Source organism: Mesorhizobium ciceri biovar biserrulae WSM1271 (assembly GCF_000185905.1).
Lineage (GTDB): Bacteria > Pseudomonadota > Alphaproteobacteria > Rhizobiales > Rhizobiaceae > Mesorhizobium > Mesorhizobium ciceri.
The window spans coordinates 2626600-2653031 of the sequence record NC_014923.1 but is presented as its reverse complement, the minus strand read 5'-3'; the positions used below and the strand labels follow the sequence as shown (position 1 = coordinate 2653031).

The 26432-nt window shown below is 63.9% G+C and carries 25 protein-coding genes; 13 read left to right on the top strand and 12 right to left on the bottom strand.

Annotation, left to right across the window (positions count from 1 at the left end):
- Nucleotides 1-33 precede the first annotated feature (33 nt).
- The gene (hisS, locus tag MESCI_RS12745; protein WP_013530357.1) at nt 34-1536 is read right to left on the bottom strand and encodes a histidine--tRNA ligase; all 1503 of its coding nucleotides are present in this window, start codon (nt 1534-1536) and stop codon (nt 34-36) included.
- Between the two features lie 248 nt (nt 1537-1784).
- On the opposite strand from hisS, the gene MESCI_RS12740 reads away from it, so the two are divergent.
- Nucleotides 1785-2036, top strand: coding sequence for a hypothetical protein (locus MESCI_RS12740; RefSeq protein WP_013530356.1), 252 nt, complete (start codon nt 1785-1787; stop codon nt 2034-2036).
- A gap of 2 nt (nt 2037-2038) precedes the next feature.
- Here MESCI_RS12740 and MESCI_RS12735 read toward each other — a convergent pair whose 3' ends face one another.
- Nucleotides 2039-2677: a DNA-3-methyladenine glycosylase I gene (locus tag MESCI_RS12735; RefSeq protein WP_013530355.1), complete on the bottom strand. Its 639-nt coding sequence runs from the start codon at nt 2675-2677 to the stop codon at nt 2039-2041.
- Between the two features lie 212 nt (nt 2678-2889).
- Between MESCI_RS12735 and MESCI_RS12730 the strand changes: the two genes are divergently transcribed.
- Nucleotides 2890-3627 (top strand): L,D-transpeptidase, encoded by a 738-nt coding sequence (locus tag MESCI_RS12730; RefSeq protein WP_013530354.1) that lies wholly within the window; start codon nt 2890-2892, stop codon nt 3625-3627.
- Between the two features lie 260 nt (nt 3628-3887).
- Complete coding sequence (locus tag MESCI_RS12725; protein ID WP_013530353.1) at nt 3888-4808, top strand: bifunctional 5,10-methylenetetrahydrofolate dehydrogenase/5,10-methenyltetrahydrofolate cyclohydrolase; 921 nt, start codon at nt 3888-3890, stop codon at nt 4806-4808.
- Nucleotides 4809-4826: 18 nt separating this feature from the next.
- On the opposite strand, the gene glcF is transcribed toward MESCI_RS12725, so the two are convergent.
- From glcF to MESCI_RS12705, 4 genes are all read right to left on the bottom strand, one after another.
- Nucleotides 4827-6152, bottom strand: a complete 1326-nt coding sequence (gene glcF, locus MESCI_RS12720) for a glycolate oxidase subunit GlcF (protein WP_013530352.1) — start codon at nt 6150-6152, stop codon at nt 4827-4829.
- Between the two features lie 10 nt (nt 6153-6162).
- On the bottom strand, nt 6163-7368 hold the full coding sequence (locus tag MESCI_RS12715) for an FAD-binding protein (RefSeq protein ID WP_013530351.1): 1206 nt from the start codon (nt 7366-7368) through the stop codon (nt 6163-6165).
- A 223-nt stretch (nt 7369-7591) separates the two neighbouring features.
- A complete protein-coding gene (locus MESCI_RS12710) occupies nt 7592-9088 on the bottom strand; it encodes an FAD-linked oxidase C-terminal domain-containing protein (RefSeq protein ID WP_013530350.1) in 1497 nt (498 codons plus the stop codon).
- A gap of 128 nt (nt 9089-9216) precedes the next feature.
- Nucleotides 9217-10539 carry a DUF3422 family protein gene (locus MESCI_RS12705; RefSeq protein WP_013530349.1) on the bottom strand — a complete coding sequence of 441 codons (1323 nt, stop codon included), beginning with the start codon at nt 10537-10539 and terminating at the stop codon, nt 9217-9219.
- Nucleotides 10540-10745: 206 nt separating this feature from the next.
- Here MESCI_RS12705 and MESCI_RS12700 point away from each other — a divergent pair, with 206 nt between their 5' ends.
- The 3 genes from MESCI_RS12700 to MESCI_RS12690 are packed head-to-tail and all read left to right on the top strand — an operon-like array spanning nt 10746 to nt 13515.
- Nucleotides 10746-11549, top strand: a complete 804-nt coding sequence (locus tag MESCI_RS12700; protein ID WP_013530348.1) for an FCD domain-containing protein — start codon at nt 10746-10748, stop codon at nt 11547-11549.
- A 19-nt stretch (nt 11550-11568) separates the two neighbouring features.
- Entirely contained in the window at nt 11569-12714 is a 1146-nt protein-coding gene (locus MESCI_RS12695; protein ID WP_013530347.1) for an alpha-hydroxy acid oxidase, read from the top strand.
- A 27-nt stretch (nt 12715-12741) separates the two neighbouring features.
- On the top strand, nt 12742-13515 hold the full coding sequence (locus MESCI_RS12690; protein WP_013530346.1) for a metallophosphoesterase: 774 nt from the start codon (nt 12742-12744) through the stop codon (nt 13513-13515).
- Nucleotides 13516-13553: 38 nt separating this feature from the next.
- On the opposite strand, the gene MESCI_RS33055 is transcribed toward MESCI_RS12690, so the two are convergent.
- Together MESCI_RS33055 and MESCI_RS12685 are read right to left on the bottom strand one after the other, a co-directional pair.
- The gene (locus MESCI_RS33055; RefSeq protein ID WP_013893872.1) at nt 13554-13685 is read right to left on the bottom strand and encodes a hypothetical protein; all 132 of its coding nucleotides are present in this window, start codon (nt 13683-13685) and stop codon (nt 13554-13556) included.
- A 293-nt stretch (nt 13686-13978) separates the two neighbouring features.
- On the bottom strand, nt 13979-14677 hold the full coding sequence (locus tag MESCI_RS12685) for a type 1 glutamine amidotransferase (RefSeq protein ID WP_013530344.1): 699 nt from the start codon (nt 14675-14677) through the stop codon (nt 13979-13981).
- Nucleotides 14678-14765: 88 nt separating this feature from the next.
- On the opposite strand from MESCI_RS12685, the gene MESCI_RS12680 reads away from it, so the two are divergent.
- The 4 genes from MESCI_RS12680 (at nt 14766) to MESCI_RS12665 (ending at nt 18944) form a co-directional block, all read left to right on the top strand.
- Nucleotides 14766-15413 carry a hypothetical protein gene (locus tag MESCI_RS12680; protein ID WP_013530343.1) on the top strand — a complete coding sequence of 216 codons (648 nt, stop codon included), beginning with the start codon at nt 14766-14768 and terminating at the stop codon, nt 15411-15413.
- Between the two features lie 31 nt (nt 15414-15444).
- Nucleotides 15445-16179 (top strand): 16S rRNA (uracil(1498)-N(3))-methyltransferase, encoded by a 735-nt coding sequence (locus MESCI_RS12675; RefSeq protein WP_013530342.1) that lies wholly within the window; start codon nt 15445-15447, stop codon nt 16177-16179.
- Between the two features lie 244 nt (nt 16180-16423).
- Nucleotides 16424-17797 (top strand): glutamate--cysteine ligase, encoded by a 1374-nt coding sequence (locus MESCI_RS12670; RefSeq protein ID WP_013530341.1) that lies wholly within the window; start codon nt 16424-16426, stop codon nt 17795-17797.
- A 100-nt stretch (nt 17798-17897) separates the two neighbouring features.
- Entirely contained in the window at nt 17898-18944 is a 1047-nt protein-coding gene (locus tag MESCI_RS12665) for a DUF937 domain-containing protein (protein ID WP_013530340.1), read from the top strand.
- 160 nt (nt 18945-19104) lie between these two features.
- On the opposite strand, the gene MESCI_RS12660 is transcribed toward MESCI_RS12665, so the two are convergent.
- Complete coding sequence (locus tag MESCI_RS12660; protein WP_013530339.1) at nt 19105-19395, bottom strand: DUF1127 domain-containing protein; 291 nt, start codon at nt 19393-19395, stop codon at nt 19105-19107.
- A 178-nt stretch (nt 19396-19573) separates the two neighbouring features.
- Here MESCI_RS12660 and MESCI_RS12655 point away from each other — a divergent pair, with 178 nt between their 5' ends.
- The 3 genes from MESCI_RS12655 to MESCI_RS12645 all read left to right on the top strand — a co-directional run bounded on the left by MESCI_RS12655 (nt 19574) and on the right by MESCI_RS12645 (nt 23368).
- Nucleotides 19574-20530: a LysR substrate-binding domain-containing protein gene (locus tag MESCI_RS12655; protein WP_013530338.1), complete on the top strand. Its 957-nt coding sequence runs from the start codon at nt 19574-19576 to the stop codon at nt 20528-20530.
- Nucleotides 20531-20613: 83 nt separating this feature from the next.
- On the top strand, nt 20614-22245 hold the full coding sequence (xseA, locus tag MESCI_RS12650) for an exodeoxyribonuclease VII large subunit (protein WP_013530337.1): 1632 nt from the start codon (nt 20614-20616) through the stop codon (nt 22243-22245).
- Nucleotides 22246-22249: 4 nt separating this feature from the next.
- Nucleotides 22250-23368, top strand: coding sequence for a DmpA family aminopeptidase (locus MESCI_RS12645; RefSeq protein WP_013530336.1), 1119 nt, complete (start codon nt 22250-22252; stop codon nt 23366-23368).
- A 70-nt stretch (nt 23369-23438) separates the two neighbouring features.
- Here MESCI_RS12645 and MESCI_RS12640 read toward each other — a convergent pair whose 3' ends face one another.
- From MESCI_RS12640 to doeA, 3 genes are all read right to left on the bottom strand, one after another.
- Nucleotides 23439-23693 carry a DUF768 domain-containing protein gene (locus MESCI_RS12640; protein WP_013530335.1) on the bottom strand — a complete coding sequence of 85 codons (255 nt, stop codon included), beginning with the start codon at nt 23691-23693 and terminating at the stop codon, nt 23439-23441.
- Between the two features lie 471 nt (nt 23694-24164).
- Complete coding sequence (doeB, locus tag MESCI_RS12635; RefSeq protein WP_013530334.1) at nt 24165-25163, bottom strand: N(2)-acetyl-L-2,4-diaminobutanoate deacetylase DoeB; 999 nt, start codon at nt 25161-25163, stop codon at nt 24165-24167.
- Nucleotides 25164-25168: 5 nt separating this feature from the next.
- Nucleotides 25169-26347, bottom strand: coding sequence for an ectoine hydrolase DoeA (gene doeA / locus MESCI_RS12630; RefSeq protein ID WP_013530333.1), 1179 nt, complete (start codon nt 26345-26347; stop codon nt 25169-25171).
- Nucleotides 26348-26432 lie beyond the last annotated feature (85 nt).

Sequence of the window (26432 nt, the reverse complement as noted above, 5' to 3'; positions counted from 1 at the left end):
TCTGGTCCCAAACCAGAGGCGCCAACGCGGCCTCTACTTGCCACGCGCCCTCTCCTCAGCCTGCGCCGCCAATATCTTCCTTACCTCGGCGACCAGCTCGCCCTCCGCCACAGTCACCTGCGCCGGGCGCGCCGCGCGCCATTCGGCGTTGTCTGAGATTTCGGCAGACATGCGCGCGCCTTCGATCAAATCCTTGATCTGCAGCTCGCCCTTGGCGCGCTCGTCGCCGCCCTGGATGATGGCGACCGGACAGCCGCGGCGGTCGGCATATTTGAGCTGCGCCTTCATGCCGGCGCCGCCGAGATACATTTCGGAACGGATGCCGGCGGCGCGCAGCTCCGCCACCATCTTCTGGTAGCGGCCGAGGCTGTCGGTGTCCTTGTCCATCACCAGCACGACGACCGGCGCAATCACGTCCGAGGCATCGAGCTTGCCGAGGTTCTTCAGCGCGGTCATCAGCCTGGAAACGCCGATGGAAAAACCGGTTGCCGGCACCGGCTCGCCACGGAAGCGCGAGACGAGGCCATCATAGCGCCCGCCGCCACCGACCGAACCGAAGCGCACGATCTGGCCGTCTTCGTTGGGGATTTCGGCCAGAAGCTCGGCTTCGAAGACAGGGCCGGTGTAGTATTCGAGGCCGCGCACGACCGAGCGGTCCATGGCAATACGGTCCTCGCCATATCCGGCCGCCCTGACCAGCGTTTCAATCGTGGCGAGTTCGCCGACGCCTTCCTGGTAGATCGCGTTCGAACTGACCATGGAATCCTGGCCGGCCTGTATAGTCCTCGCAGTCGCGAGAAGAACCGCCTCGGCTTGCCCGTTGTTCAACCCGGCGCCCTTGGCGAAGTCGCCTTCGCCCTCCTTGCCGCCGTCCCAGCGGCCCGGGCCAAGCAAAAGCTTCACGCCTTCCGGCCCGAGCTTGTCGAGCTTGTCGATCGCACGCAACACCGTCAGCCGGCGGCCGGCATTCTCCTCGCCGCCAAGGCCGATCGCCTCCAGCACGCCATCCAGCACCTTGCGGTTGTTGACGCGGATGACGTAGTCGCCGCGCTTGATGCCCAGCGCTTCCATGACGTCGGCCATCATCATGGCCATTTCGGCGTCGGCGGCCACACCCGGCGTGCCGATCGTGTCGGCATCGAACTGCATGAACTGGCGGAAGCGGCCGGGGCCGGGCTTCTCGTTGCGGAACACCCAGCCTGAGCGATAGCTGCGGTAAGGTTTTGGCAGCCGCTCGTAATTCTCGGCGACATAACGCGCCGTCGGCGCGGTCAGGTCGTAGCGCAGCGACAGCCACTGGTCGTCGTCATCCTGGAAGGAGAACACGCCTTCGTTCGGCCGGTCCTGGTCGGGGAGGAATTTTCCGAGCGCATCGGTGTATTCGATCAGCGGCTGGTCTGCCGGTTCGAAGCCGTAAAGCTCATAGACCGAGCGGATCGTCGCCATCATCTTCTCGACGGCGCGGATGTCCTCGGCGCTGCGGTCGGCAAAGCCGCGCGGCAGTCGCGCTTTCGTCTTTTCCGATTTATCGGCCATGGGGTGTTTGCTCGGCGTTTTATGATGCTTGCAGGTCGGCAATGTTGCGATTTTCGCAACGCGGGTGTCCTAACCGAAGAGGTCGGATGCGGCAAGGGTCAGACCTCTGGCGCTGCCGATGAGAGAAGGCGACGCCGCACCTCCTTGAAACCAATCCGGACCGCAAATGAAACAATCCCGCCATGCGTGCGGCATCGTGCCGACACAATCGCCGCCGATAAAGCGCGGGAAATGAGGGGTTCGCGGCCATGACCAGCACAGCAAGAATCCATGCCATCGACAGCGATGCCGGATTGTCCGCACGCTTGCGCCCGGCCGACATCAACGTCCCGAAAATGGTCAGCCAGGCTGCCGGACCGTTCGAAGTACCCGCCGACACCGGCAAGGGACCATCCATGCGCGACGCGTTGATGACCGGCCTGCTGGTGATCTATCCGACCCTGGCCACGGTGGTGGCGATCGTCGCCGGCCTGGTGCTGGCCAGCGCCAACGGCACCTGAGCCTATTTCGGCCGCCTGAAAGCCTTCCGCTGCTTCTCGACCTCTTGGCGGCAGGCGCAGCCCTCGAGGTGGTCGTTGACCAGGCCCATGGCCTGCATGAAAGCGTAGACCGTGGTCGGGCCGACAAAGCTCCAGCCGCGCTTCTTCAGCTCCTTCGAGATCCGCACCGAGACGGCCGTTGTCGGGTTCGCGCGCAGATGGGCGAGGTCGACGATTTGCGGCCGCTCGTCCTTGCCGGGTTCGAACTTCCAGAACCAGGCGGCCAGTGAGCCGAATTCGTCCACCATTTCGCGGGCGCGCCTGGCGTTGTTGATGGTCGAGACGATCTTGCCGCGATGGCGGATGATGCCGGCATTGCCGAGCAGGCGCTCGACATCCTTGTCGGTGAAGCTTGCTACCTTGTCGAATTCGAAATTGGCGAAGGCTTCGCGAAAATTCTCCCGCTTGCGCAGTATGGTCAGCCACGACAGGCCCGACTGAAAGCCTTCCAGGCAGATCTTTTCGAACAGCCTGCGGTCGTCGGCCACAGGCCGGCCCCATTCATGATCGTGATAGTGCAGATAGTCGGGCAGATTGCCGTGCCAGAAGCAGCGCGCGACACCGTCGGGGCCGGCGAGCAGGCCGGTGTGTTCCTTGTCCATAGGCCAAAATCCGTTCGTTAACGCGCTTTGCGCGGCATTTACTGCGGCTTTACCAGATTCCTGAACCCGGCGGTAACCACACCAAAAGGTTTACTGACAAAGCCGCATTTTACGCATTCCGATTCATGTTTCGGTTGCTGCTTGCGCGCCAATGATCGCCGAACCGGGAGGACGTTTCCACCCGTTGTATCAGACGATCAAGGTGCGTTACGATGAAGACAGTGTTGTTTCCCGTGCTCGGCGCCGTGGCTGTGTTTGCCGCCGGCGTCACACCCTCAATCGCCGGCGACCGCTATGCCGACAGGCCGCCGGTGATGGTGAGCCCCGACCTTTCCGCACCCTGGGTGCTGCAGCTTGGCCATGCGCCCGGCATCGTGCGCCAGAACCGGCAGGTGGTGCAGCAGCAGCGACGCCTGCGCCCGGCGCAGCCCGACCGGGTGCAGACGGCGGCGGTGCAGCCGCCGGCCAAGCGCATGGTCGCGCGTCCCCAGATCAACCCGATCTACCTGCCGCAGGAAGTCGACTATGACGGAGGCCAGAAGCCGGGCACGATCGTCATCGACACCACGCAGAATTTCCTCTTCCTGGTCGAGAAGAACGGCAAGGCAAGGCGCTATGGCGTCGGCACCGGCAAGCCGGGCTTCGAATGGTCGGGTACGCACAAGATCACCAACAAGCGCGAGTGGCCGGACTGGCGCCCGCCGGCGCAGATGATCAAGCGCGAAGCCGCCAAGGGCCGCTATTTGCCGACCTATCTTGCCGGCGGCATGGAGAACCCGCTTGGTGCCCGTGCGCTCTACCTCGGCACCACCGAATACCGCATCCATGGCACCAACCAGCCGTGGACGATCGGCGGCGCGGTGTCGTCGGGCTGCATCCGCATGCGCAACGAGGACGTCGTCGATCTCTATGAGCGGGTCAATGTCGGAACCACGGTCGAGGTGATATAATAGTCCTTGCGAATCACCTGGCCGGCAAAGCAGTCCGCGTTTCGAGGCCAGTTTAGGGATACGGGGGACGGGCCGTATGGGGATGCGGCCGGTCAGGAAGGGCAGCACGGGAAACCGCGCTGCCCTTTCCGTTTTGAGCAGAAATCGAGGGCAAAAGGCCACCCACGCGTCGCGCAACGGGCATAGCGGTTCGCTTTCATGCTGCCCTTTGCCGCATTCTTTTGCTATCTCGGTGGCAAGTTCCACAAAAGAGTTCACCCATGCCTCTGTCCGAAGACAGCCGTTATCTCAAGGGCGGCCCGGTCGCCCAGCGCATCATCGCCGCCGTTCGCGAGGACGCAGCGATCGCCAAAGCCGAGGGTTTTCCGCCCAAGCTGATCTCGATCACCGTCGGCGACACCGATGCGGTGGACGTCTATGTGCGCAACCAGCGCGCCAAGGCTGAGCTCGCCGGCATCGATTTCGAGGAACGGCGCTTTCCTGCCACCATCACGGCAGGCGAGTTGGAAGCTGCGATCCACGGCCTGAATGCCGATCCGCGCGTTACCGGCATCATCATCCAGCGGCCCGTGCCAGCGCATATCCCCATCAAGACGCTGCAAGCGGCGGTGCATCCGCTGAAGGATGTCGAAGGCATGCATCCGGCCTCGATCGGCAACATCGTCTACAACCAGCTCGATCTCGCGCCTTGCACGGCGGCCGCCTCGGTCGAGCTGCTGAAGGAAACCGGCCTCGACCTCAAGGGACTGGAAGTCGTCATCGTCGGCCATTCGGAAATCGTCGGCAAGCCGATCGCCTTCCTGTTGATGAGCGAAGGCGCGACGGTGACGGTCTGCCACCACATGACGCGATCGGTCGCCGCCCATGCAAGGCGCGCCGATGCGCTGTTCGTCGCCGTCGGCAAGCCGCGGCTGATCAAGGCCGACATGGTCAAGCCGGGCGCTGCCGTCATCGACATCGGCATCAATTCCGAAATCGCCCCCGACGGCTCCAGCCGCATCGTCGGCGACGTCGACACTGAAAGCGTGCGCGAGGTCGCCTCCTGGATCACCCCGGTGCCGGGCGGCGTCGGCCCGATCACGGTCGCCATCCTGCTGCGCAACACCATGGTCGCGCTCAGCCGCCAGCGCGCGCTCTACGAGGCGACCTACGGTACGGCCGACAGGCTTGCGGCGGAGTAAGCGCCCGCCAAGGTCGTCCTATTCCGCCGCGATCAGGGTCTCTTCCAGAACACCTTCCGGCTTCGGCCCACCATAGGCCCAGTCGAGCAGCTTTATCGTGTGCACCACCGGCATCATCGCGGCGGAAGCGATTTGCGTGATGCAGCCGATGTTGCCGGTGGCGACGATCGAGGCACCCGTCGCCTCGATGTTTTTCACCTTGCGGTCGCGCAGTTTGGCCGAGATCTCGGGCTGCAGGATGTTGTAGGTGCCGGCGGAGCCACAGCAGAGATGTCCTTCACGCGGCTCGCGCACGATGAAGCCGGCCTTGGCCAGCAGTTCTTTCGGCTGGCGGGTGATCTTCTGGCCGTGCTGCATCGAGCAGGCCGAGTGATAGGCAACGACAGTGCCCGGCTTGCGAACCGGTTCGGGCAGGTCGAGGGTCGAGAGATATTCGGTAACGTCCTTGGCCAGTGCCGAGACGCGTGCGGCCTTGTCGGCATAGGCCGGGTCGAGCCGCAGCATGAAACCGTAGTCCTTGATCGTCGTGCCGCAGCCCGAGGCGGTGATGACGATGGCATCGAGCCCGCCCTGGTCGAGGGCGCGTGTCCAGGCGTCGACATTCTGCCTCGCCGAGGCAAGCGCGGCCTGTTCGCGCCCCATATGATGGACCAGCGCACCACAACAGCCTTCGCCCGGCGGCACCAAGACCTCGACGCCGAGCCGTGTCAGCAGCGAAATCGTCGCCTCATTGATGGCGGGATCGAGCACCGATTGCGCGCAGCCGGTGAGGATGGCGACGCGGCCTCTTTTGGTCCCCTGCCCGGCATGGATGCCTGGCGAGGCCATCGGCGAAGCTGCCGGGATCGAGGCCGGTGCGAGCTTGAGCATCGCACTGAGCGGCTTCAGCGCCGGAACCTTGTCGAACAAGCCTATGAACGGCTTGCCCAGCTTCGCCAGCTTGAGCGCGGCGCGAAAGCGCTGGGGATAGGGCAGCACGAAGGCCAGCATGGCGCGGGTCAGGCGGTCGAGCAGTGGCCGCTTGTAGGTCTCCTGGATATGGGCGCGGGCATGGTCGACCAGATGCATGTAGTTGACGCCCGACGGGCAGGTGGTCATGCAGGCAAGGCACGACAGGCAGCGATCGATATGGGTGACGATCTGCTTGTCGGCCGGACGGCCGTTTTCCAGCATGTCCTTGATCAGGTAGATGCGCCCGCGCGGTGAATCGAGCTCGTTGCCGAGTGTCACATAGGTCGGGCACGTCGCGGTGCAGAAGCCGCAATGCACGCATTTGCGCAGGATCTTTTCCGATTCCGCGACATGCGGATCGGCAAGCTGGGCAAGCGAAAAATTGGTCTGCATCGCTGATGTCCTAGGCCATGCGGCCGGGATTGAAGATATTCTTGGGGTCGAATTCCTGTTTCAGGCGGACCGATAGTGCAGCAAGAGCGGGCGGCTGCGGCTCGAACACCGGTAGAGCGGCGCGATGCGAGGGTGCGGCGCGCACCAGCGTCGCATGGCCGCCGCCATGTTTCCTCAACAGCCCGCGCAGCAGAGCGGCTTCCGGATCGCCCTGTTCCATGCGCAGCCAAACCAGTCCGCCCTGCCAGTCATAAAAGGCGCTGACGGCGGCCTGCATGCGCAGCGTCAGGACCATCTGGTGGCTCTGAGAAGGCGTCATCGAGATGCGCCAGACCGGCTTCTCGCTGCCGTCGGCGAAAGGCCTGCAATCGCGAACGTCGCGCCAGATCAGCCGCGAAACCTCGCCGCCAATCTCCTCCAGCGGGCCGGCATTGCCGAGCAGCGTTTTCAGCGCGGCGATGCGGTAGGCGACCGACGGGCCGAAACCCTCGACGCGCAGCAGCGTGGCGGCCTCGCTGCCGAGACTGCCGCTGGCGACGCGCGCGGCGATCCGCTCCGGCAGGTGGGCGGCACTCGATACTTCAGCACTCGAGCCAAGCGCCAGGGCCATGGCGGCGGCCGCGGCATCGTCGAGCAGGCTACGGATGGCGAGCGTGACTTCGGTCTCGGCTGCCGGCAGCACCTTGAAGGTGACGTCGGTGAAGACGGCCAGCGTGCCCCAGCTGTTGGCCATCAGCTTCGACATGTCATAGCCGGTGACGTTCTTGACCACGCGACCGCCCGACTTGAAGGCCTCGCCACGACCGGACACCACATTGATGCCCAGGACATGGTCGCGCGCGGCCCCCGCCTTGAGCCGGCGCGGACCGGAGAGGTTAGCGCCGAGCACACCGCCGATCGTACCTTTGCCCGGTTCGCCACCAAGCAGCGGGCCGTAATCCATCGGCTCGAAAGCGAGCTGCTGGCCGTTTTCCGCCAGCAGTTTTTCGATCCCGGCCAACGGTGTGCCTGCCTTGGCCGACAGCACCAGTTCAGCCGGTTCATAGAGCGTGACGTCAGATAATTTCGACAGGTCGAGCGTGTGTTCGGTTTGCAGCGGCCGGCCGATGCCACGCTTGGAGCCATGGCCAAGGATTTCCAGCGGCGAGCCTTCCGCTACAGCCCAGGCGACGGTGGACAGGACTTCGGATGGGGTGGTCGGGGTGAAGGTGGTCATGAAGAGACCGCGCCAGATGCGAGTTCGGATATGCCGAGTTCCCTGGCGCCCCCCTCTGTCCTGCCGGACATCTCCCCCTCAAGGGGGGAGATCAGATGTCGCATATGGCTTCGCCAATCTTCAATGATGACGGAAGGGCGAGGCGCGCAAGCTGCCAATCTCCCCCCTTGAGGGGGAGATGTCCGGCAGGACAGAGGGGGGTGTTCACGCGCCGTCATCACCCTCAAAACCTCGGAATGTCCGGAAACGCCACCTGCCCGCGGTGCACATGCATCCGCCCAAGCTCGGCGCATCGCCGCAACTGCGGAAATACTTTTCCCGGGTTGAGCAGATGGTTGGGATCGAAGGCACATTTGACGCGCATCTGCTGGTCGAGATCGATCTGGGTGAACATTTCCGGCATCAGGTCGCGTTTTTCCACGCCCACACCGTGTTCGCCGGTCAAGACGCCGCCGACCTTGACGCAGAGCCGCAATATATCGGCGCCGAAACTTTCGGCCTTGTCGAGTTCGCCCGGTACGTTGGCGTCGTAGAGGATCAGCGGATGCAGATTGCCGTCACCGGCATGAAAGACATTGGCGACGCCGAGACCGTATTTTTCCGACAGCTCGCGCATGCCGGCGAGCACGCGCGGCAGCTCCTTGCGCGGGATGGTGCCGTCCATGCAGTAGTAGTCGGGCGAGATGCGGCCGACGGCCGGAAACGCCGCCTTGCGGCCGGCCCAGAAGCTCAGCCGTTCCTGTTCGGACTGCGAAATGCGGCAGGTGGTCGAGCCGTTCTTGTAGGCGATCGCCTCGACAAGCCCGATCAGATGATCGACCTCGACGCCCGGCCCGTCGAGCTCGACGATCAGCAGCGCCTCGACATCGAGGGGATAGCCGGCATGAACAAAATCTTCCGCCGCATGGATCGCCGGCCGGTCCATCATCTCCATGCCGCCCGGGATGATGCCGGCGCCGATGATGTCGGCAACGCACTGGCCGCCCTGCTCGCTGGTCGGGAAGCCGATCAGCAGTGCACGTGCCGTCTCCGGCTTCTTCAGGATGCGCACGGTGACCTCGGTGACGACGCCGAGCAGCCCTTCGGACCCGGTCATGACGCCGAGCAGGTCGTAGCCTTCCGCATCGAGGTGACTGCCGCCCAGCCGCACCACCTCGCCATTCATCAGCACCATCTCGATGCCGAGCACATTGTTGGCTGTGAGGCCGTATTTCAGGCAGTGCACGCCGCCGGAATTCTCCGCGACATTGCCGCCGATCGAGCAGGCGATCTGGGAGGATGGATCGGGGGCGTAGTAAAAGCCCTCCTGCTCGACGGCGGTGGTGATGCCGAGATTGGTGACGCCCGGCTGGGCAACGACGACGCGATTGGGAAAATCGATCCCGAGGATACGGTTGAAACGGCTCATGACCAGCAGCACCGCGTCCTCGAGCGGCAGCGCCCCGCCCGACAGCGAGGTGCCGGAGCCGCGCGGCACGACGCGGATGTTGCGGTCGTTGCAGTATTTCAGCACGCGCGAAACCTGCGCCACCGTTTGCGGCAGCACGACGACCAGCGGCAGCTGCCGATAGGCGGTCAGGCCGTCGCTCTCGAAGGCGCGCATGGAATTGGCGGCGTCGACAACGCCCTCACCCGGCACGATGATGCGCATGTCGGCGACGATCTCGTCGCGCCGGCGCATCGTGGCATCGTCTGGTTTCGGCATGGCCAGGCCGGACATCAGCAGCCTCATTTCGCTTGACTGGTCAAAATCTTTTACCAGTGAAGCGCGTTGGGTGCAAATCCTGTAATGGCGGCGAATCCAACTTCAAGGCAGAGACAGGCTTACGCAGCGGCAATCTGCCGCTGCTATTCGCCGGGCGGCTTGCCGGGTTCGGAGTGCATCCGGCGCACGCGGCGCACGCCCCACCAGACCAGCAGGATGGCGACAGGCACCGAAGCAGCGGTAATGATCTCCGGGGCGAAGGCATGGCCGAAGATCGAGGCGCCCTTGGCGACATAGCCGACAAGGCCGACCACATAATAGGAGACGGCGGCGACCGAGAGCCCCTCGACGGTCTGCTGCAGGCGCAATTGCAGGCGGGCGCGGTTGTTCATCGAGGCAAGCAGGTCGCGGTTCTGCTTCTCGACCTCGACATCGACCCAGGTGCGCAGCAGCGTCGTGGCGCGGGTCAGTTTTCGCGATAGATTTTCCTGCCGCTCCTCGACCGAGCGGCAGGTGCGCATTGCGGGCGCCACACGGCGCTGCAGGAACCCGCGCCATGTGTCATAGCCGGGCACAGCCTCTTCCTCGAGTGCGTCCAGCCGTTCGCCGACGATGCCGTCATAGGCGCGGCTGGCGCCGAAACGGTAAAGGCTCGACGCCGCGTCCGCCTCCAGCTCCGCCGCAAGTTCGGTCAGATCGGCCAGCAAGGTCTGGCTGTCCCGTGTCCCGGCGACCTTCATCTCCAGCGTGGTCTGCGCCAGCCGATCCTCGATGCGGCGGGCGCGGCCGGACAAGGTCAACGCCAGCGGCAGGCCGAGCATGGCCAGCGTCCGATAGGTTTCGATGTCGATAAGCCGCTGCGACAACGCGCCGGTGCGCGCCGGGGTCAAGCCGCGATCGAGCAGCAGCATGCGCGTCAAGCCATCGCCATCCTGGCGAAAATCGGTAACGATGGCGGCGTTTCCGCGCTCGACCAGCGAGTAGCACAGGCTGGTCGGATCGAAACCGGCTATCAGTTGCTCGCTCGCTTGCGTCCATTTGCGGATTTCGAGCCTGATGCCGGAGATGCAGGTTCCCGGCGGGGAAAACCCGTTGCCGAAGGGTGAGTCCTCCTGCGTCCTGCCGCTTTCGGAAAGCGGCCCTTCCCACAAATAGGTCGAGAATTCGGTGTGCCGCTCCCAGCGCAGCGAGCCCTTGCCCCATTTCATGGCATGGTGGCGGGCCTGGCGGTCGGGCGCGGCGATGCCGAGGCGCCGCGACAGTTCGGAAAGCACCGCGTGGTCGACGCCGGAGCCGCCCTCCGTCATGAAGGCGAGTTGCATCAGGACGCGTGGCTTTTCGATCAGCGGATGCGGCCGGGCATGAACCTCGCCGAGTGCGCCGGGCCGGCCCTCATGCGCGGGAAAGCCCATGACGCTGCCCTTGGCGCGCGGCTGGAATTCGAGATCGGACGGGTCGTCTGACACGGCTTGTTCCCCGGGGGTTTCCTTGAACCCGCTTGCACTCGCGTCCCTCTAGTGCCAATGGCCTGACGACGCAAACGGCAAAGTTAGCCGAAGATCACGGGATCGGGCGGGAAATCGGCCTGCTTTTTGTCAATTGGATAAATAATTTGACCAGTTGGCGAGGCAGGCTCTATCCTGCGGCACCGGTTCACCTTCCAGGCATTCTGTTGAGCGACATTTTTTCCAGGATCGAGCATTCGCGCACCGCCGACGAGGTGGTGCAGCAGATCGAGAGCCTCATCCTCGAAGGCGTGCTGCGCACCGGCGACCGGCTGCCGGGCGAGCGCGAGCTTGCACGCCAGTTCGACGTATCGCGGCCGATCCTGCGTGACGCCCTGAAGGCACTGGAAGGACGCGGCCTTTTGACGACAAGGCCCGGCGGCGGCACGCATGTCGCCGATGTCATCGGCCAGCTCTTCACCAAACCGGTGACGGACCTGATCTCGATGCACCGCAAGGCAGTGACCGACTATCTGGAATACCGCCGCGAGATCGAAGGGGTTGCGGCTGAATATGCGGCACGGCGCGCCACCCCAGACGACATGGCGCTGCTCGACAAGATCATGGCACGCATGGACGATGCGCACCGGACCGGCGACTTCGACGACGAGGCCGAGATCGACGTCGAGTTCCACCACGCGATCTGCGAATGCGCACACAACATCATCCTTTTGCACACGCTGCGCTCCTGTTATCGGCTGCTGTCGGAGGGCGTGTTCCAGAACCGGCTGCTGGTGTTCACCGTGCCCGGCGCGCGCGACGCCCTGCTCGCGCAGCACCGGGCGATCCATGCGGAGGTGAAGGCCGGCGACCCGGCCGCCGCCCGCCAGGCGGCGATGGACCACATCACCTATGTCGAACGGTCGATGGCGGAGGCCGAGCGCAGCGGCGACTGGCAGCGCGTCTCGCGGCTGAGGTTGAAACAGCGCGTTGACGCCACCGATACAGAACCAGCACGCAAACGCTCCTAGCTATCGAAACGGGAAGCCCATGAGCCAGATCCTGACCATCGCCGACCTCAAGGACCTCGCACGCCGGCGTGTGCCGAAGATGTTCTTCGACTATGCCGATTCCGGTTCGTGGACCGAAAGCACGTATCGGGCCAACGAAGAGGATTTCCAGAAGATCAAGTTCCGCCAGCGCGTCCTCGTCGACATGGACAACCGTTCGCTGGCATCGACGATGATCGGCGAAAAAGTGTCGATGCCGGTGGCATTGGCGCCAACCGGCATGACCGGCATGCAGCACGCCAATGGCGAGATGCTGGCGGCGCAGGCGGCGGAGGAATTCGGCGTGCCGTTTACCTTGTCGACGATGAGCATCTGCTCGATCGAGGATGTCGCCTCGGTTACCACGAAGCCGTTCTGGTTTCAGCTCTATGTGCTGCGTGACAAGGATTTCGTGCTCAACCTGATCGACAGGGCAAAGGCGGCGAAATGCTCGGCGCTCGTGCTGACGCTCGACCTGCAGATTCTCGGTCAGCGCCACAAGGACATCCGCAACGGGCTTTCGGCGCCACCCAAGCTGACGCTGACCAACATCGTCGACATGGCCATCCGCCCGCGCTGGTGCGCCGCCATGGCCGGCACCAAGCGGCGGACCTTCCGCAACATTGTCGGCCACGCCAAGGGCGTCGGCAACATGGCCTCGCTGGCATCGTGGACGACGGAGCAGTTCGACCTGCATCTGTCGTGGAAGGACGTCGCCTGGATCAAGGAGCGCTGGGGCGGCAAGCTGATCCTCAAGGGCATTCTCGACAAGGAGGACGCGCTGATGGCGGCCAAGACCGGCGCCGACGCGATCATCGTTTCCAACCATGGCGGGCGCCAGCTCGATGGTGCGTCGTCGTCGATCGGCGTGCTGGAAGAGATTGCCGACGCGGTCGGGGACACGATCGAAGTGCATATGGATGGCGGCATCCGCTCCGGCCAGGATGTCCTGAAGGCGCTTTGCCTCGGTGCCAAGGGAACCTATATAGGCCGGCCGTTTCTTTACGGCCTGGGGGCGCTTGGCAAGGAAGGGGTTACCAAGGCGTTGGAAATCATCCGCAAGGAGATGGACATCACGCTGGCGCTGTGCGGAAAGCGTCTTGTCACCGACATGGGCAAGGACCAGCTCCGGCGCCAGGTCCCGTGACCGCCTGACCACGGAGACACCGAAAAGTTGGCAGAATCCGGCATCCATTTTCTCGACGCGCATGGGCCGGACGGCATCCGTCTCTATGCGATCGGCGACGTCCACGGCCGGCTCGACCTGCTGGCCGCCATGCATCTGCGCATCAGGGCCGAGATCGAGCAGGAGGCGCCTGCCGACTGGCGCGTCATCCATCTTGGCGACTATGTCGACCGCGGGCCGGACTCGAAGGGCGTCATCGATTTCCTGATCGAAGCGCAAGAGCGAGACCCTCGTCACCTGATGCTGGCCGGCAACCACGACATCGGCTTTCTCGATTTTCTCAAGACCCCTGACCCGGAAGGGCTTTTCATCCGGTTCGGCGGCATCCAGACGGCACAGTCTTACGGCGTAACGATCAGTGAAGGCACAAGCGTGTGGTTCGGCAAGGCCGAATCGGCCGTGCGCAGAGGACATCAGGCACTGGTCGAGGCCGTGCCGCAAAGCCACATCGACTTCCTGCGATCGCTGCCGTTTTCCGTGACTTTCGGGGACTTCTTCTTCTGCCATGCCGGCATCAGGCCGGGCATTCCTCTGGAGAAGCAAAACCCGCAGGATCTGATCTGGATCCGCGACGTCTTCCACAACCACCCCGACCTCTATCCGAAGATCGTGGTGCACGGCCACACGCCGGTGCCGGAGGCGGCAGTGATGGCAAATCGCGTCAATGTCGACACGCTTGCCTGGCAATCAGGCATGCTGAGCGCGCTCGTCGTCGACGGCGCGGACAAACGCATCCTGACAATGACGATCAAGGAAGCTTGAGCGCCGCGCGTCGGAGGACGCGAAAGACGCTTCCCGCTTTAGCGCAGCGAGGCGGTGACGCCGTAACCGTCGACGGCGTTGTGGTTGTTGGCTGCGTCGGCGGCATAGATGCCGAGACCGCACAGCACGATGGCGGACAACATGGCAAAGGACAGAAGCGCTGCTTTCACGGAGGTCATCTCTTGTTGAGCTTTCTGCATCTGTGCACCAGGCGGTTACCAATGCGTTGAAACGGAGAATTCGCTTCAAAGTTTCGACGATTTTGCGCTTCTAGGCATGTTCTGTATCAACGGTGTGTCGCGCGGGTCACACAAAAGGTTCATAGCCGTTGCACAGAAGATGCAGAGCGCGCGCCTTCTAGGATGGCGGGCGGACACAAGCCAAGAATGAAACCGTTTTCCCCAGGCGGTTTCACCGCCGCGTGCCAATTATGTCACGCTGGAGGGTACGGAGAGACCAACGCTCAGATGGTCGCTACCCAGGCCCGGGCAATGGCGAGGCCAGCGGCATCCGCATCGGGCCCGTTGCGGGCCATTTCGCCATCGAGCTTGCCGGCCCAGTCGGGATGGCGCGCAGCGATGGTCGGGGCAAAGGACGCGCTCCAGTCCTTGACCATCGGCCGGTCGGCCTCGAAGTGAAACTGGAAACCGTACACGGCGCGGCCGACGCGAAATGCCTGGTTCTCGGCGACATCGTTGCCGGCAAGCCGCACGGCGTTTTCGGGCAACACGAAGGTGTCGTCGTGCCATTGGAAGATCGGGAACTTTGCCGGCAGAGCGCCCAGCACCGGATCGGCCTTGGCGTCAGGCGTCAGCGACACGCCGTGCCAACCGAACTCATTGGCGCCGCCGATACGGTTCTCGCCACCAAAGGCACGAGCGACGAGCTGGCTGCCCAGGCAGATGCCGAGCACGGCGCGATCCTTGTCGGCAAAGTCGCGGGTCAGTTCGAGCAGTGCCGGGAAATAGGGGTACTCATCGTCGGCCAGCGCATTCTGGCCCCCGCCGAGCACCACCATGGCATCATGCCCGGCCGCGTCATCCGGCAGGGGATCGCCCCTGTAAGGGAGACGCAGGTCGAGATCGGCGCCCGCTTCCGCAAGTGCTGTGCCGACCTGGCCGAGGCCGGTATTGTCGTAGTTCTGGACCACCAGCACCCGCATCGCAAAACCCTGCTGACATGAAAAAGCTGCGACGACCGATATCATGCCGCTCGCATTGCAGCCAAGATGCGTGTCCGGAGAGAAAACTATGCCACTGCAGAACCGGGTCGATCCGTTCGGTATCATCCACGCGGTGCCCGATCGTGGCATGTTCACCGGCAATCGCGGCATCATCCACGACCCCGAGACGAAGACGCTCAAGAAAAAGCGCTGGGCGCTTCAAGCCTGGATCATCTGCGTCTGCCAATTCCGAAATGTGCAGCGCGAACCGATGGGCCGCAACCGGAAGGGCGGTAAAGCGGGCTGGACCGAGCTGTTCTTCCTCGACGAGGTGACCGCACTGGCGGCCGGGCATCGCCCCTGCTTCTTTTGCCAGCGCGAACGGGCCAGGGATTTCGTCGGCCGCTTCGGCGAAGCCTTCGGCATCGCCGAACCGCGCGCGCCGATGGTCGACAAGCGGCTGCACAAGGAACGGCTGGCGTCAGGCGGCAAGCCGCCAGTGATTGCGGTTGAAGACCTTGCCGGCCTGCCGGACGGCGCCATGGTCGCGGATGGCGGCACTGTTTATGCCCTGCGTAGCGGCAAGGCACGGCGCTGGTCCTTTGCGGGATATGAGCACCCCAACGATTTCGACATGCTCAAAAGCAAGACACTCTCGCTACTGACGCCGGCCACGACGCTCTGCGTGCTGCGGCACGGCTTTCGGCCGGTGTGGCATCCGACCGCCGAGGCTTGACGCCGGCGGCAGGCTCGCTCATTCCTCGGCGATGCGCGCCAATTACAAAATGCAACGTCTGTTCGTGACCGACGATCTCGCGCCGGACATCGAATTCGAGGCCGGCCAACAGCAGAGCCACTATCTCCTGCATGTGCTGCGGCTTGGCGAAGGCGCCGAAATCCTGGTGTTCAATGGCCGCGACGGCGAGTGGTCGGCGGCCATATCGGCGAAGACGAAAAGGGCGGTGCGGCTGAAGGTGTCGGCGCTGCAGCGGCCGCAGCCGCCTCTGCCCGATCTCGTCTACTGCTTTGCGCCGCTGAAGCAGGGCCGGCTCGATTATCTCGTGCAGAAGGCGGTCGAGATGGGCGCCGGCATCCTGCAGCCGGTCATTACCCAGCACACGCAAGTGGCCAAGCCGTCGATCGATCGCCTGCGCGCCAATGTCGTCGAAGCCGCCGAGCAATGCGGCATCCTGGCGGTGCCTCAGGTGCGCGAAGCCGAAAAATTCGACCGCCTGTTGACCGGCTGGGACACAGAGCGACGGCTGATCTTCTGCGACGAGGATGCTTCGACCAACAATCCGCTGGCCGCGCTGCAGGCGGTCAAGGAAAAGAAGCTTGGGCTGCTGGTCGGGCCGGAGGGTGGCTTTTCCGACGACGAGCGCAAGATGCTGCGCGCCCTGCCCTTCGTCACCGCCATTCCGCTCGGCCCGCGTATCCTGCGCGCCGATACGGCGGCGGTGGCCGCATTCGCGGTGATGCAGGCAACGGTCGGAGACTGGTGAGACGTCATCCCTTGCAAGGGACGGAGAGCGGAGTAACGTTCAATTCCTGTTGACCTGTGGCTCAGGATTTTTCGCTTGATCGTCTGCTGACATTTCGTCCATTTAGCGCCGGCGATCGTCCGATCGTCCTACAGCGCCCGCCTCCTTTCGGACGTGCAAAGGACACTGTAGCATTCCATTGGGGCACATGATCCCGGCGAAAGTCGAAAGCCGATTTTCGGGGTCATGTGCAGAGGGTTCATAAATGGCGCGCGATACGACCGATTTCCGCCCGATCGAAGGTGTCGACGAACTCGTCGAGCACCTGGCCGAAGGCAACAAGCCGCGCGACAAATGGCGCATCGGCACCGAGCACGAGAAATTCCCCTTCTATGTCGACGGCAATGCACCGGTCCCCTATGGCGGCGAGCGTGGCATCCGCGCCATCCTCGAAGGCATGCAGGAAAAGCTCGGCTGGGATCCGATCGTCGATGACGGCCGCATCATCGGCCTGGTCGAACCGACCGGCCAGGGTGCGATTTCGCTGGAACCCGGCGGCCAGTTCGAGCTTTCCGGCGCACCGCTGGAGACGATCCACCAGACCTGCCGCGAGGGCAATGCCCATCTGGCGCAGGTGCGCGAGATCGCCGAACCGATGGGCATCCGTTTCCTCGGCCTCGGCGGCAGCCCGAAATGGTCGCTTGCCGAGACGCCGAAAATGCCGAAATCGCGCTACGAGATCATGACGCGCTACATGCCCAAGGTCGGCACCAAGGGCCTCGACATGATGTACCGCACCTGCACGATCCAGGTGAATCTCGACTTCGAGAGCGAGGCCGACATGCGCCGCAAGATGCAGGTGTCGTTGAAGCTGCAGCCGCTGTCGACGGCCTTGTTCGCCAATTCGCCTTTCACCGAAAGCCACCCGAACGGCTTGCAGAGCTGGCGCGGCGACATATGGCGTGACACCGACAACCAGCGCTCGGGCCTGCTCGAATTCTGCTTCTCGCCCGATTTCGGTTTCGCCGACTATGTCGAATGGGCGCTCGACGTACCGATGTATTTCGTCATCCGCGACGACCGCTATCACGACATGACCCACATCACCTTCCGCCAGTTCATGGCCGGGGCCGCGCGCAATGAAGTGCCGGACGGGCTGCCGACAATGGGCGACTGGGCGAACCATCTGTCAACGCTGTTCCCGGATGTGCGGCTGAAGCGCTTCCTCGAGATGCGCGGCGCCGATGGCGGGCCATGGCGGCGCATCTGCGCGCTGCCGGCCTTCTGGGTCGGATTGCTTTATGATGAGGCCGCACTCGATGCCGCCGAGGCGCTGACCTCGAGCTGGACGTATGAAGAAACGCTGGCGATGCGCAATGCCGTGCCGGAACAAGGCATCTCCGCACCGTTCCGCAACACCACGCTGCGCGAGATCGCGCGTGACGTGATGGTCATTTCCCGCATGGGACTGAAGAACCGTGGCAAGAAGAACCGCGACGGCTACGACGAGACCTCCTTCCTCAACACGTTGGACGAAGTGGTGGCGCGGGGCACCACCAGCGCCGAGGAGATGCTGTCGGCCTATCACACGCGCTGGGGCGGCTCGATCGAGCCGGTTTTCATGGAATACGCCTATTAACCCTCGGATTTGGCAAAGCTGACCGGCCGGCAAAAGTCGCTTCAATCGGAAGTGGAAACAAACTAGGCTTCTTCGGCGAGGATTTCCGGAGGAGACGCCGATGCCCACCTTGTTCGACATGCTGACGCAGGCCCAGAACGGCAATGGCATGCAGGCCCTTGCCCAGCAATACGGGCTTTCGATGCAGCAGACGCAAGCCGCGGTCGCTGCATTGCTGCCGGCCTTTTCGCAGGGGCTGCAACGCAACACCGCCGACCCCTATGGGCTCGGCGCCTTCATGACGGCGATGGCCAGCGGCCAGCACGCCAAGTATTTCGAGGACGCAACCCGGGCCTTCTCGCCGCAAGGCGTCGATGAGGGCAACGGCATTCTCGGGCACCTGTTCGGTTCGAAGGATCTGTCTCGCGCCGTGGCCAGCCAGGCGGCGCAAGCCAGCGGCGTCAATCAGCAGATCCTGCAGCAGATGCTGCCGGCGATCGCCTCGATGGTCATGGGCGGGCTGTTCAAGCAGACGGCAAACCAGATGCAGGCCGCCGGTGGTTTTGGCGGCGGCGGCAACAATCCGCTCGGCGAGATCATCGAGCAGATGATGCGGCAAGGCGGCGGCATGCAGGCCCCGGCGCCGCAGCCGCGCCAGGCGCCGCCGCCCCAGAACCCGATGGACAACCCGCTCGGCAAGGTGTTGCAGGACATGTTCGGCGGCGGCGCGGCTCAGCCACAGCCGCAAAGCCAGACGCAGCCGGCACCCAATCCCTATGGCGACAATCCGCTCGGCAAGGTGCTGCAGGACATGTTCGGCGGTGGCGCGCCTCAGCCGCAGCCGCAGGGGCGGGCGCAGCCGCAGCCCCAGCAGACGCAAAGCCCCTACGGAGTCAATCCGCTGGGGAAAATCTTCGAGGAGATGCTGCGGCAAGGTGGCGGTGGCTTAGGCGGCATCCCCGGCGGACAGCCGGCGCCGCAACAGCCTCAAGCGCCCCCGCAACGTCAGGCACCGCAGCCACAGGCCAATCCGAACGGCCGTCCGAAAAACCCGTTCGACGACCTGTTCGGCAAGATGTTCGAAACCGGCGCCCAGCAGCGTGATGACTACCAGAAGGGCGTGGAGACAATCTTCGACCAGTTTAAGCGGGACATGGACCGGCGGTAGGCGGTCTTCGCTGAGGTAGAAAGAGAAAAGCCCGGTCCTGGGAGGACCGGGCAGAGTGCAGGCGGGCCGGGGGGATCCGGCAGGGAGTGGGAGCCTGCATACTCGTCAGTCGCGTCGAACCCTGAAAAGGTTCACGGCAACCCAAACAACAAGCAACCGATCAGGCCACCTTGCGGGCGAAATCCTCGATCGTTTCGATGCGATCACTGGCGATCTCGCGCAACATCGCCGTCGGGTCGCGGCCAAACGGCACGTCGATGGCGACATGCAGGTCGGCGCGCGTCAGGCCGATATCGGCGAGTTCGGCGTCCGACATCTCGCCAAGGCGATAAAAGGCGCGGCGGTTTTTCCAGGCGCGGTAGATGTTGGAGACGGTGTTGGCCACGCGCGTCGCAACGGCCGGACGCGAGGTGATGCGCGAGGTCTCGGTGGCGAAATCGAACGTGGTCATTGTCGGTCTCCTTCAGACTCGAACGGGCAAAGCCTTGCGATCGGCGCTGGCGACAGCGGCCGTTCCGGCTTCGATTCACATGCCTTCATGTGGACAATGCCAATTTGCCATCGGCCGATTGATTAATCCAACGAATGTTTCTAATCTTTACCATCAACACCAGTGATGGATCATATCGATGAAATCGCCGCTCGATCTCGATCAATTGCAGACCTTCATCTCGATCGCCGATACCGGCAGCTTCACGCGGGCAGCCGAAGAGGTGCACCGGACCCAGTCGGCGGTGTCGATGCAGATGCGCCGGCTGGAGGAGCGGATCGGCAAGCCGCTGTTCGAAAAGGACGGGCGCACCAACAGGCTGACCGAGGAAGGCGACAAGCTGCTCTCCTATGCGCGGCGGCTGCTCTATCTCAACCGCGAGACCCTGGCGGCCTTCGACGACCGGCGGCTCGAAGGCACGATCCGCATCGGCACGCCCGACGACTACGCCGACCGTTTCCTGCCCGAGATCATGGCCCGGTTCACGCGCTCCAATCCGCGCGTCGAACTCACCGTCATCTGCGAGCCGACGCCGGGGCTGGTCGAGCATATCAAGCGCGGCAATCTCGACCTAGCGCTGGTGACGCACAACGACGTGCGCGGCCAGTCGGAGGTGGTGCGGCGCGAACCGCTGCTGTGGGTCACCTCGGCCAACCATGCAACGCATGAGCAGGAAACGCTGCCGATGGCCTTCGGCCGGCCGAACTGCATCTGGCGGCGCGCCGCGGTCGATGTGCTCGACCAGCAGAACCGCGACTATCGCATCCTGTTCACCAGTTTCTCGGCCACCGTCATCACCGCCGCGGTTCTTTCCGGGCTGGCAATCTCGGTGCTGCCGGAATGCGCGCTCAGGCCCGGTATGCGGGTGCTGGGCGAAGCCGACGGCTTCGGCGCCCTGCCCGATTGCCGCATCGGCATCATGCGCGGCCAGACGTCGCGGCCGGAGATCGTCGATGCGCTCGCCCGTCATATTTCGGAAAGCCTGGACAACATCTCCGTGCCGGTCGGCGAAGACCCCGGAACGTTCGATTTCGCAGCGCTCGCCTTCACCAAGCTGCGGCGAACCAAGCCGAACCAGATCCTGCCCGGCTGGTAGGCAGGGCCAGGTGTGCGGGTTATGAACGGCTGGCCCGACGCAACCGCCTTGACGCGGGCGCCCAACCGTTCCCCAATCGACGGATGAGCGAAGTAGCATCCGAATCACGCACCAACGCCGCCGAATATACGGTGAGCGAGATTTCCGGCGCGCTGAAGCGCACGGTCGAGGACGTTTTCGGCAATGTGCGGGTGCGTGGCGAGATATCAGGCTATCGCGGGCCGCATTCCTCAGGTCATGCCTATTTCGCGCTGAAGGACGACCGCGCGCGGCTCGACGCCGTGGTGTGGAAAGGCACGATGAGCCGGCTGAAGTTCCGTCCCGAAGAGGGCATGGAGGTGATCGCCACCGGCAAGCTCACCACCTATCCCGGCAAATCCAACTATCAGATCGTCATCGACAATCTGGAGCCGGCTGGCGCCGGCGCCCTGATGGCGCTGCTGGAGGAGCGCAAGCGGCGGCTGCAGGCCGAGGGGCTGTTCGACACCGGTCGCAAGCGGCTGCTGCCGTTCATGCCGCGCGTCATCGGCGTCGTCACCTCGCCGACAGGGTCCGTCATCCGCGACATCATCCACCGCATCAAGGACCGCTTTCCGCTGCATGTCCTGGTCTGGCCGGTGCGCGTGCAAGGCGAGACGTCAGGCGCGGAAGTGACCGCCGCGGTCAACGGCTTCAACGCGCTGGCATGGGATGGCGCCATCCAGCGGCCCGATCTGTTGATCGTGGCGCGTGGCGGCGGCAGCCTCGAAGACCTCTGGGGGTTCAACGACGAGGCGCTCGCCCGCGCGGTTGCCGCTTCCGGCATTCCGGTGATCTCGGCTGTCGGCCACGAGACCGACTGGACGCTGATCGACCTCGTCGCCGACGTGCGGGCGCCGACACCGACAGGCGCGGCCGAAATCGCCGTGCCGGTGAAGGCCGACCTCGAAGCAACGCTTGCCAGCCTCGGTGCGCGGCTGAAAGCGGCGGTGCTGCGCAATTTCGAGCGCAAGCGGCAGGCCGCCCGTGCCGCCGCCCGGGCTCTACCCTCGCCCGATCAATTGCTGGCGCTGCCGCGCCGGCGCCTCGATGAGGCGACATCCAGGCTCGGCCGGGGCCTGTTGGTCTCCACCGAACGCAAGCGTGCAAGGTTTTTTGCCGTGAAACTGACACCGGCAATGCTGTCGCAGCGCATCGCAGAGGCCCGGCGCACCAACGAACGCAATCTTTTGCGAGCACAAGGGGCACTGCGTGCGATGGCAAGAGCCCGGCGTGCGGAGCTTAACCGGGCGGCGGATCAATTGCCAAAATGTGCCAGGGCTTCGCTGCAGCGGCACAAGCAGCAACTGGCCATGCTGCAAGGCCGAATCACGATCGAGCCGACGGCACGGCGGCAACGCGTGCAGAGGGATTTGCTGACAGCTTTGACAAGACGCGGCACGCAAGCAGTGGTGCTCAGGCTGGAGCGCCTGCGCGGCCGCGTCGTCCAGGCCGACAGGTTGATGGCGTCGCTGTCGCACAAGGCCGTCCTGGCCCGCGGCTTTGCGCTGGTGAGAGATGCGGACGGCGCCGTCGTCAAGCAGGCTGCCGACGTGGCGTCGGGAATGGCGCTTTCGCTCGAGTTCGCCGACGGGACCGCCGATGCGGTGGCAATCAGCGGCACGGCAAAACCGAAAGCCGTGGCCAAGCCGGCGGCCAAGGCCAAAGAGCCTGGCAATCAGGGATCCCTATTCTGACACCATGACCGACAATCCGCATCATCTGGCAACGCCCTCAGGCAAACCGCGCGCGCGAAATTTCGGCATCGGCTTCGACGGACGGCCTGGACCGTTCAACGCGATCACCGATGTGCCCGGCGTCGCGGTCGGCTATGCGACGCTGATCTCGGGCGATGGCACGCTTGTCGTCGGCGAGGGACCGGTTCGCACCGGCGTGACCGCGATCCTGCCCAGGCCGCTTGCCGACCTCGCCAACCCGGTCTTCGCCGGGATCTTCAGCCAGAACGGAAACGGCGAACTGACCGGCTCGCACATCGTCGAGGAAACCGGCGCTTTCAACTTCCCGATCACCGTCACCAACACGCATTCCTGCGGTGTTTCCCGCGACGGCACGCTGCGCTGGATGCAAAGCGTGCTGCCGGCGGCGCTCGACAGCGGCTGGGGACTGCCGGTGGCGGCGGAGACCTATGACGGCTTCCTCAACGACATCAACGGCCACCATTTGACGTCGGAGCATGTTGCGCAGGCCCTCGACGGTGCCGCCGGCGGACCGATCGAGGAAGGCAGCGTCGGCGGCGGCACCGGCATGATCACCTTCGGCTTCAAGGCCGGCTCCGGCACGGCATCGCGCATCGTCGAATGGCACGGCCGTGCCTATACGGTCGGCGCCTTCGTGCAGTCCAATTTTGGCAAACGGCGCAACATAACCATTCGCGGCCTGCGCGCCGGGCCGCAACTCGTCGAACCGGCTGTCCGCGAAGGCACACCGCGCGCCGAAAAGGGTTCGATCATCGCCGTCATCGCCACCGACGCACCGTTCCTGCCGCATCAGATGAAGCGGCTGGCCCGACGGGTGCCGCTTGGCGTCGCCATGACCGGAGGCTTCGGGTATCACAGTTCAGGCGACATTTTCATCGCCTTCTCGACCGCCAATGCGAGCGCCGCGCGGGCGCCATCCGGCCGCATCGCCAGTGCCGATTTTATTCCCGATACCGACATCGATCCGTTTTTCGATGCGGTGATCCAGACCGTAGAGGAAGCAATCCTCAACGCGCTGGTTGCCAATGACGATATGACTGGACGGGACGGGAATTTCGTGCCGGCGCTGCCGAAGACGTGGCTGAAGGAGACGTTTGGCTGAAGACAAAAACGCGGGCCAGAAGCCCGCGCTGCAACAACGTCGCCGCTATGCGATCATTCGGCGGCTTTGATCATTCCGCGGCTTTTCTGGGGGCCTGCTGGCTTTCTTCGGCCTCGGCCGCTTCCTCAAGCCGGGATGCGATAAGTTCCTGAATATCGCCGACTTCTTCCTGGATATCCTCCAGCGGAATGCCGACCTCGGCCGCCTCGGCGGCGCACTCCTTGGCCAAGGTTTCGGCCTGCTTGTCGATCCTTGCCTGGGAGGACTGGCAATGGACCTTTTCGCCGATCCATCCCCGCAAGAATTCGATGGCGTGTTCGCTCATACTGCTGTTCCCTGGCGGCAAAGCCGGTTGGTAATCATAAACGTCGACATCCCGCAAAGGATGCATGTCCCCATTCCAGCCGAGTCGCGGTCAGCCGGCAAGCCAATGCCGTCCAAGGTCCACAGAGCCATAGGAAATCGAGGGGTCAAGGGCATTTTCTGATTCTGGAGGGGTCGGTACCGTTGGCTGGGTCACACCCAGCGCTGCGCCACTGTTTCTATTTGCTTTTTTCCGGTTTCCGAGCCGATTTCCGTCACAATAGATGGCGCAAAACACTACACATTCACAGTTGCTTCGAGGTGCTGCCCTCGGGCGCGCGGGTCGAAGCCGCCGCTATATAGTGACATCCTCCTGCAATGTCGACTCCGCCCGCCATCCTGCTTCTTTCCGCCGCGCCGAAGGGCTCCGCGACGGACGCAGAACAAGTGACGATGGACCCGAACCGGGTGGAGCAGGCCCCGGCGGAGCCGCTCAGACGTGCACAGCCACCACCGCCGCGCAGTCGCCGGCCTTAACCAGCCCGGGGAAATGCCGCGCCGCAAGCATGCCCGACATTTTTGCCCGGATCTCCTGCGGAGCGACGCCGGTGCGGCCGGTGGAATGAATGCGCGCCAGCACCGAGCCTTCTTTGACGGGCTCACCGAGATCGACCATGGTTTCGATCATGCCGTCGTCTTCGGCGAACGAGAAACAATCGCCCGACGGCATGTCGAGCCACTGGGTTCGAGTCTTCTCGACCGCACCATCTACAATGCCGGCATGACGCAGCACGTTGAGAATGCCGCGCCTCGCGATCCGCACGGTTTGCGCGCGCGACGTGCCGCCGCCGCCAAGTTCGGTGCTGACGAAGACCTTGCCCATCTCCTCGGCTGCCGTGTCGTACATGCCAACGGCGTCGATCTCGATCATGCGCATCGAGAACGGAGCGGCAAAGGCCGCGACCGCGTCAAAGGCTTTGTGTTCCAGCGCCTTGTCGGGCAAAGTGTGCGCCGCGCAGAACGGCACGAAGTCCAGCGTCTTGCCGCCGGAGTGGAAGTCGAACACGATGTCGGCGCGAGGCAGCAGCTCACGTTGAAAGTAATCGGCGATCTTTTCGGTCACCGTTCCGTCCGGCCGGCCGGGAAAGCTGCGGTTCATGTTGCCCTTGTCGATCGGCGAGGTGCGCGTGCCGGCGCGGAACGCCGGATAGTTCATTGCCGGCACGATGATCACCGTGCCGCTGACTTGCCTGGGATCGAGGGTCCTGGCGAGATCGTAGAGGGCCAGCGGCCCCTCATATTCGTCGCCATGGTTGGCGCCGGACAGCAGAGCTGCCGGCCCGTTGCCGTTGCGGATGACGCAGATCGGTATCATCACCGAGCCCCACGCGGAATCGTCGCGGCTGTAGGGCAAGCGCAGGAAGCCGTGCTGGACGCCGTCGCGGTCGAAATCGACGGTCGGCGCGACCGGTGATGAGCGTAGATTCGACATCGGGCTCAATCCTTCACCACCAGCTTACGCGGCACATTGGCCAGGCACTCCACACCGGTTTCGGTGATCAGGATGGACTCGGTGATCTCCAGTCCCATCGTTTCCAGCCACAGGCCGGTCATGAAATGGAAGGTCATGCCGGGCTTGAGTTCGGTGCGGTCGCCGGGACGCAAGCTCATCGTGCGCTCGCCCCAGTCCGGCGGATAGGACAGTCCGATCGAATAGCCGGTGCGGTTGTCCTTGACGATGCCATACTTCTTCAGCACGGCGAAGAAGGCGTTGGCGATGTCCTCACAGACGTTGCCGGGTTTGGCCGCGGCCAGCCCCGCTTCCATACCTTCCAGCGTCGCCTTCTCGGCATCGAGGAATTCCTGCGTCGGCTTGCCGAGGAAGACGGTGCGCGACAGCGGGCAGTGATAGCGGTTGTAGCAGCCGGCAATCTCGAAGAAGGTGCCCTCGTCCCGCTTCATCGGTCTGTCGTCCCAGGTCAGATGCGGCGCCGAGGCATCGGCACCCGACGGCAGCAGCGGCACGATCGCCGGATAGTCGCCGCCGATGCCGTCGACGCCGCGCGTGCCGGCATCATAGATTTCGGCAACGAGATCGCATTTGCGCATGCCGACCTCGATCTTGTCGAAAATGCGCTGGTGCATCGCCTCGACGATGCGAGCCGCCTTGCGCATATAGTCGATCTCGGTCGGGCTCTTGATCGCGCGCTGCCAGTTGACCAGCGCGGTGGCATCGACAAAGCGGGCATTGGGCAGATGCTTCTGCAGCGATGCGAAGGCGGCGGCCGAGAACCAGTAATTGTCCATCTCAACGCCGATGGTCAGCTTGCCCCAGCCGCGATCCGCAAGCACGCTGGCCAAAAAATCCATCGGGTGGCGCTCGGTCGACTGCACATAGTGATCGGCATAGCCGACGATGTTGTCATGCGCGAGATAGGCAGTGCGCTTGGCACCGTTGGCGTCCTGGCCGCGGCCGTACCAGACCGGCTCGCCCGATGGCGGCACGATAACCGCTTGATGCACGTAGAACGACCAGCCGTCATAGCCGGTCAGCCAGGCCATGTTGGACGGGTCGCTGATAACAAGAAGATCGACGCCCTTCACCTCCATGGCTTTGCGTGTCTTGGCGAGGCGAGCCGCATATTCGCCGCGCGAGAATCTCAGGTTCGGTTGCATTGTTCTTGGTCCTCGTTTGTTGGGCCTTGAGCCTGTTTCAACTTCGTTGAAACCGGCCCGTCGTTCTTGTTTGGGCGTGATCTTT

Excerpts from the sequence above, each read along its gene's own strand:
- hisS (WP_013530357.1), bottom strand. The coding sequence starts at position 1,536 with ATGGCCGATAAATCGGAAAAGACGAAAGCGCGACTGCCGCGCGGCTTT.
- MESCI_RS12740 (WP_013530356.1), top strand. The coding sequence starts at position 1,785 with ATGACCAGCACAGCAAGAATCCATGCCATCGACAGCGATGCCGGATTG.
- MESCI_RS12735 (WP_013530355.1), bottom strand. The coding sequence starts at position 2,677 with ATGGACAAGGAACACACCGGCCTGCTCGCCGGCCCCGACGGTGTCGCG.
- MESCI_RS12730 (WP_013530354.1), top strand. The coding sequence starts at position 2,890 with ATGAAGACAGTGTTGTTTCCCGTGCTCGGCGCCGTGGCTGTGTTTGCC.
- MESCI_RS12725 (WP_013530353.1), top strand. The coding sequence starts at position 3,888 with ATGCCTCTGTCCGAAGACAGCCGTTATCTCAAGGGCGGCCCGGTCGCC.
- glcF (WP_013530352.1), bottom strand. The coding sequence starts at position 6,152 with ATGCAGACCAATTTTTCGCTTGCCCAGCTTGCCGATCCGCATGTCGCG.
- MESCI_RS12715 (WP_013530351.1), bottom strand. The coding sequence starts at position 7,368 with ATGACCACCTTCACCCCGACCACCCCATCCGAAGTCCTGTCCACCGTC.
- MESCI_RS12710 (WP_013530350.1), bottom strand. The coding sequence starts at position 9,088 with ATGTCCGGCCTGGCCATGCCGAAACCAGACGATGCCACGATGCGCCGG.
- MESCI_RS12695 (WP_013530347.1), top strand. The coding sequence starts at position 11,569 with ATGAGCCAGATCCTGACCATCGCCGACCTCAAGGACCTCGCACGCCGG.
- MESCI_RS12685 (WP_013530344.1), bottom strand. The coding sequence starts at position 14,677 with ATGCGGGTGCTGGTGGTCCAGAACTACGACAATACCGGCCTCGGCCAG.
- MESCI_RS12680 (WP_013530343.1), top strand. The coding sequence starts at position 14,766 with ATGCCACTGCAGAACCGGGTCGATCCGTTCGGTATCATCCACGCGGTG.
- MESCI_RS12675 (WP_013530342.1), top strand. The coding sequence starts at position 15,445 with ATGCGCGCCAATTACAAAATGCAACGTCTGTTCGTGACCGACGATCTC.
- MESCI_RS12670 (WP_013530341.1), top strand. The coding sequence starts at position 16,424 with ATGGCGCGCGATACGACCGATTTCCGCCCGATCGAAGGTGTCGACGAA.
- MESCI_RS12665 (WP_013530340.1), top strand. The coding sequence starts at position 17,898 with ATGCCCACCTTGTTCGACATGCTGACGCAGGCCCAGAACGGCAATGGC.
- MESCI_RS12660 (WP_013530339.1), bottom strand. The coding sequence starts at position 19,395 with ATGACCACGTTCGATTTCGCCACCGAGACCTCGCGCATCACCTCGCGT.
- MESCI_RS12655 (WP_013530338.1), top strand. The coding sequence starts at position 19,574 with ATGAAATCGCCGCTCGATCTCGATCAATTGCAGACCTTCATCTCGATC.
- xseA (WP_013530337.1), top strand. The coding sequence starts at position 20,614 with ATGAGCGAAGTAGCATCCGAATCACGCACCAACGCCGCCGAATATACG.
- MESCI_RS12645 (WP_013530336.1), top strand. The coding sequence starts at position 22,250 with ATGACCGACAATCCGCATCATCTGGCAACGCCCTCAGGCAAACCGCGC.
- MESCI_RS12640 (WP_013530335.1), bottom strand. The coding sequence starts at position 23,693 with ATGAGCGAACACGCCATCGAATTCTTGCGGGGATGGATCGGCGAAAAG.
- doeB (WP_013530334.1), bottom strand. The coding sequence starts at position 25,163 with ATGTCGAATCTACGCTCATCACCGGTCGCGCCGACCGTCGATTTCGAC.
- doeA (WP_013530333.1), bottom strand. The coding sequence starts at position 26,347 with ATGCAACCGAACCTGAGATTCTCGCGCGGCGAATATGCGGCTCGCCTC.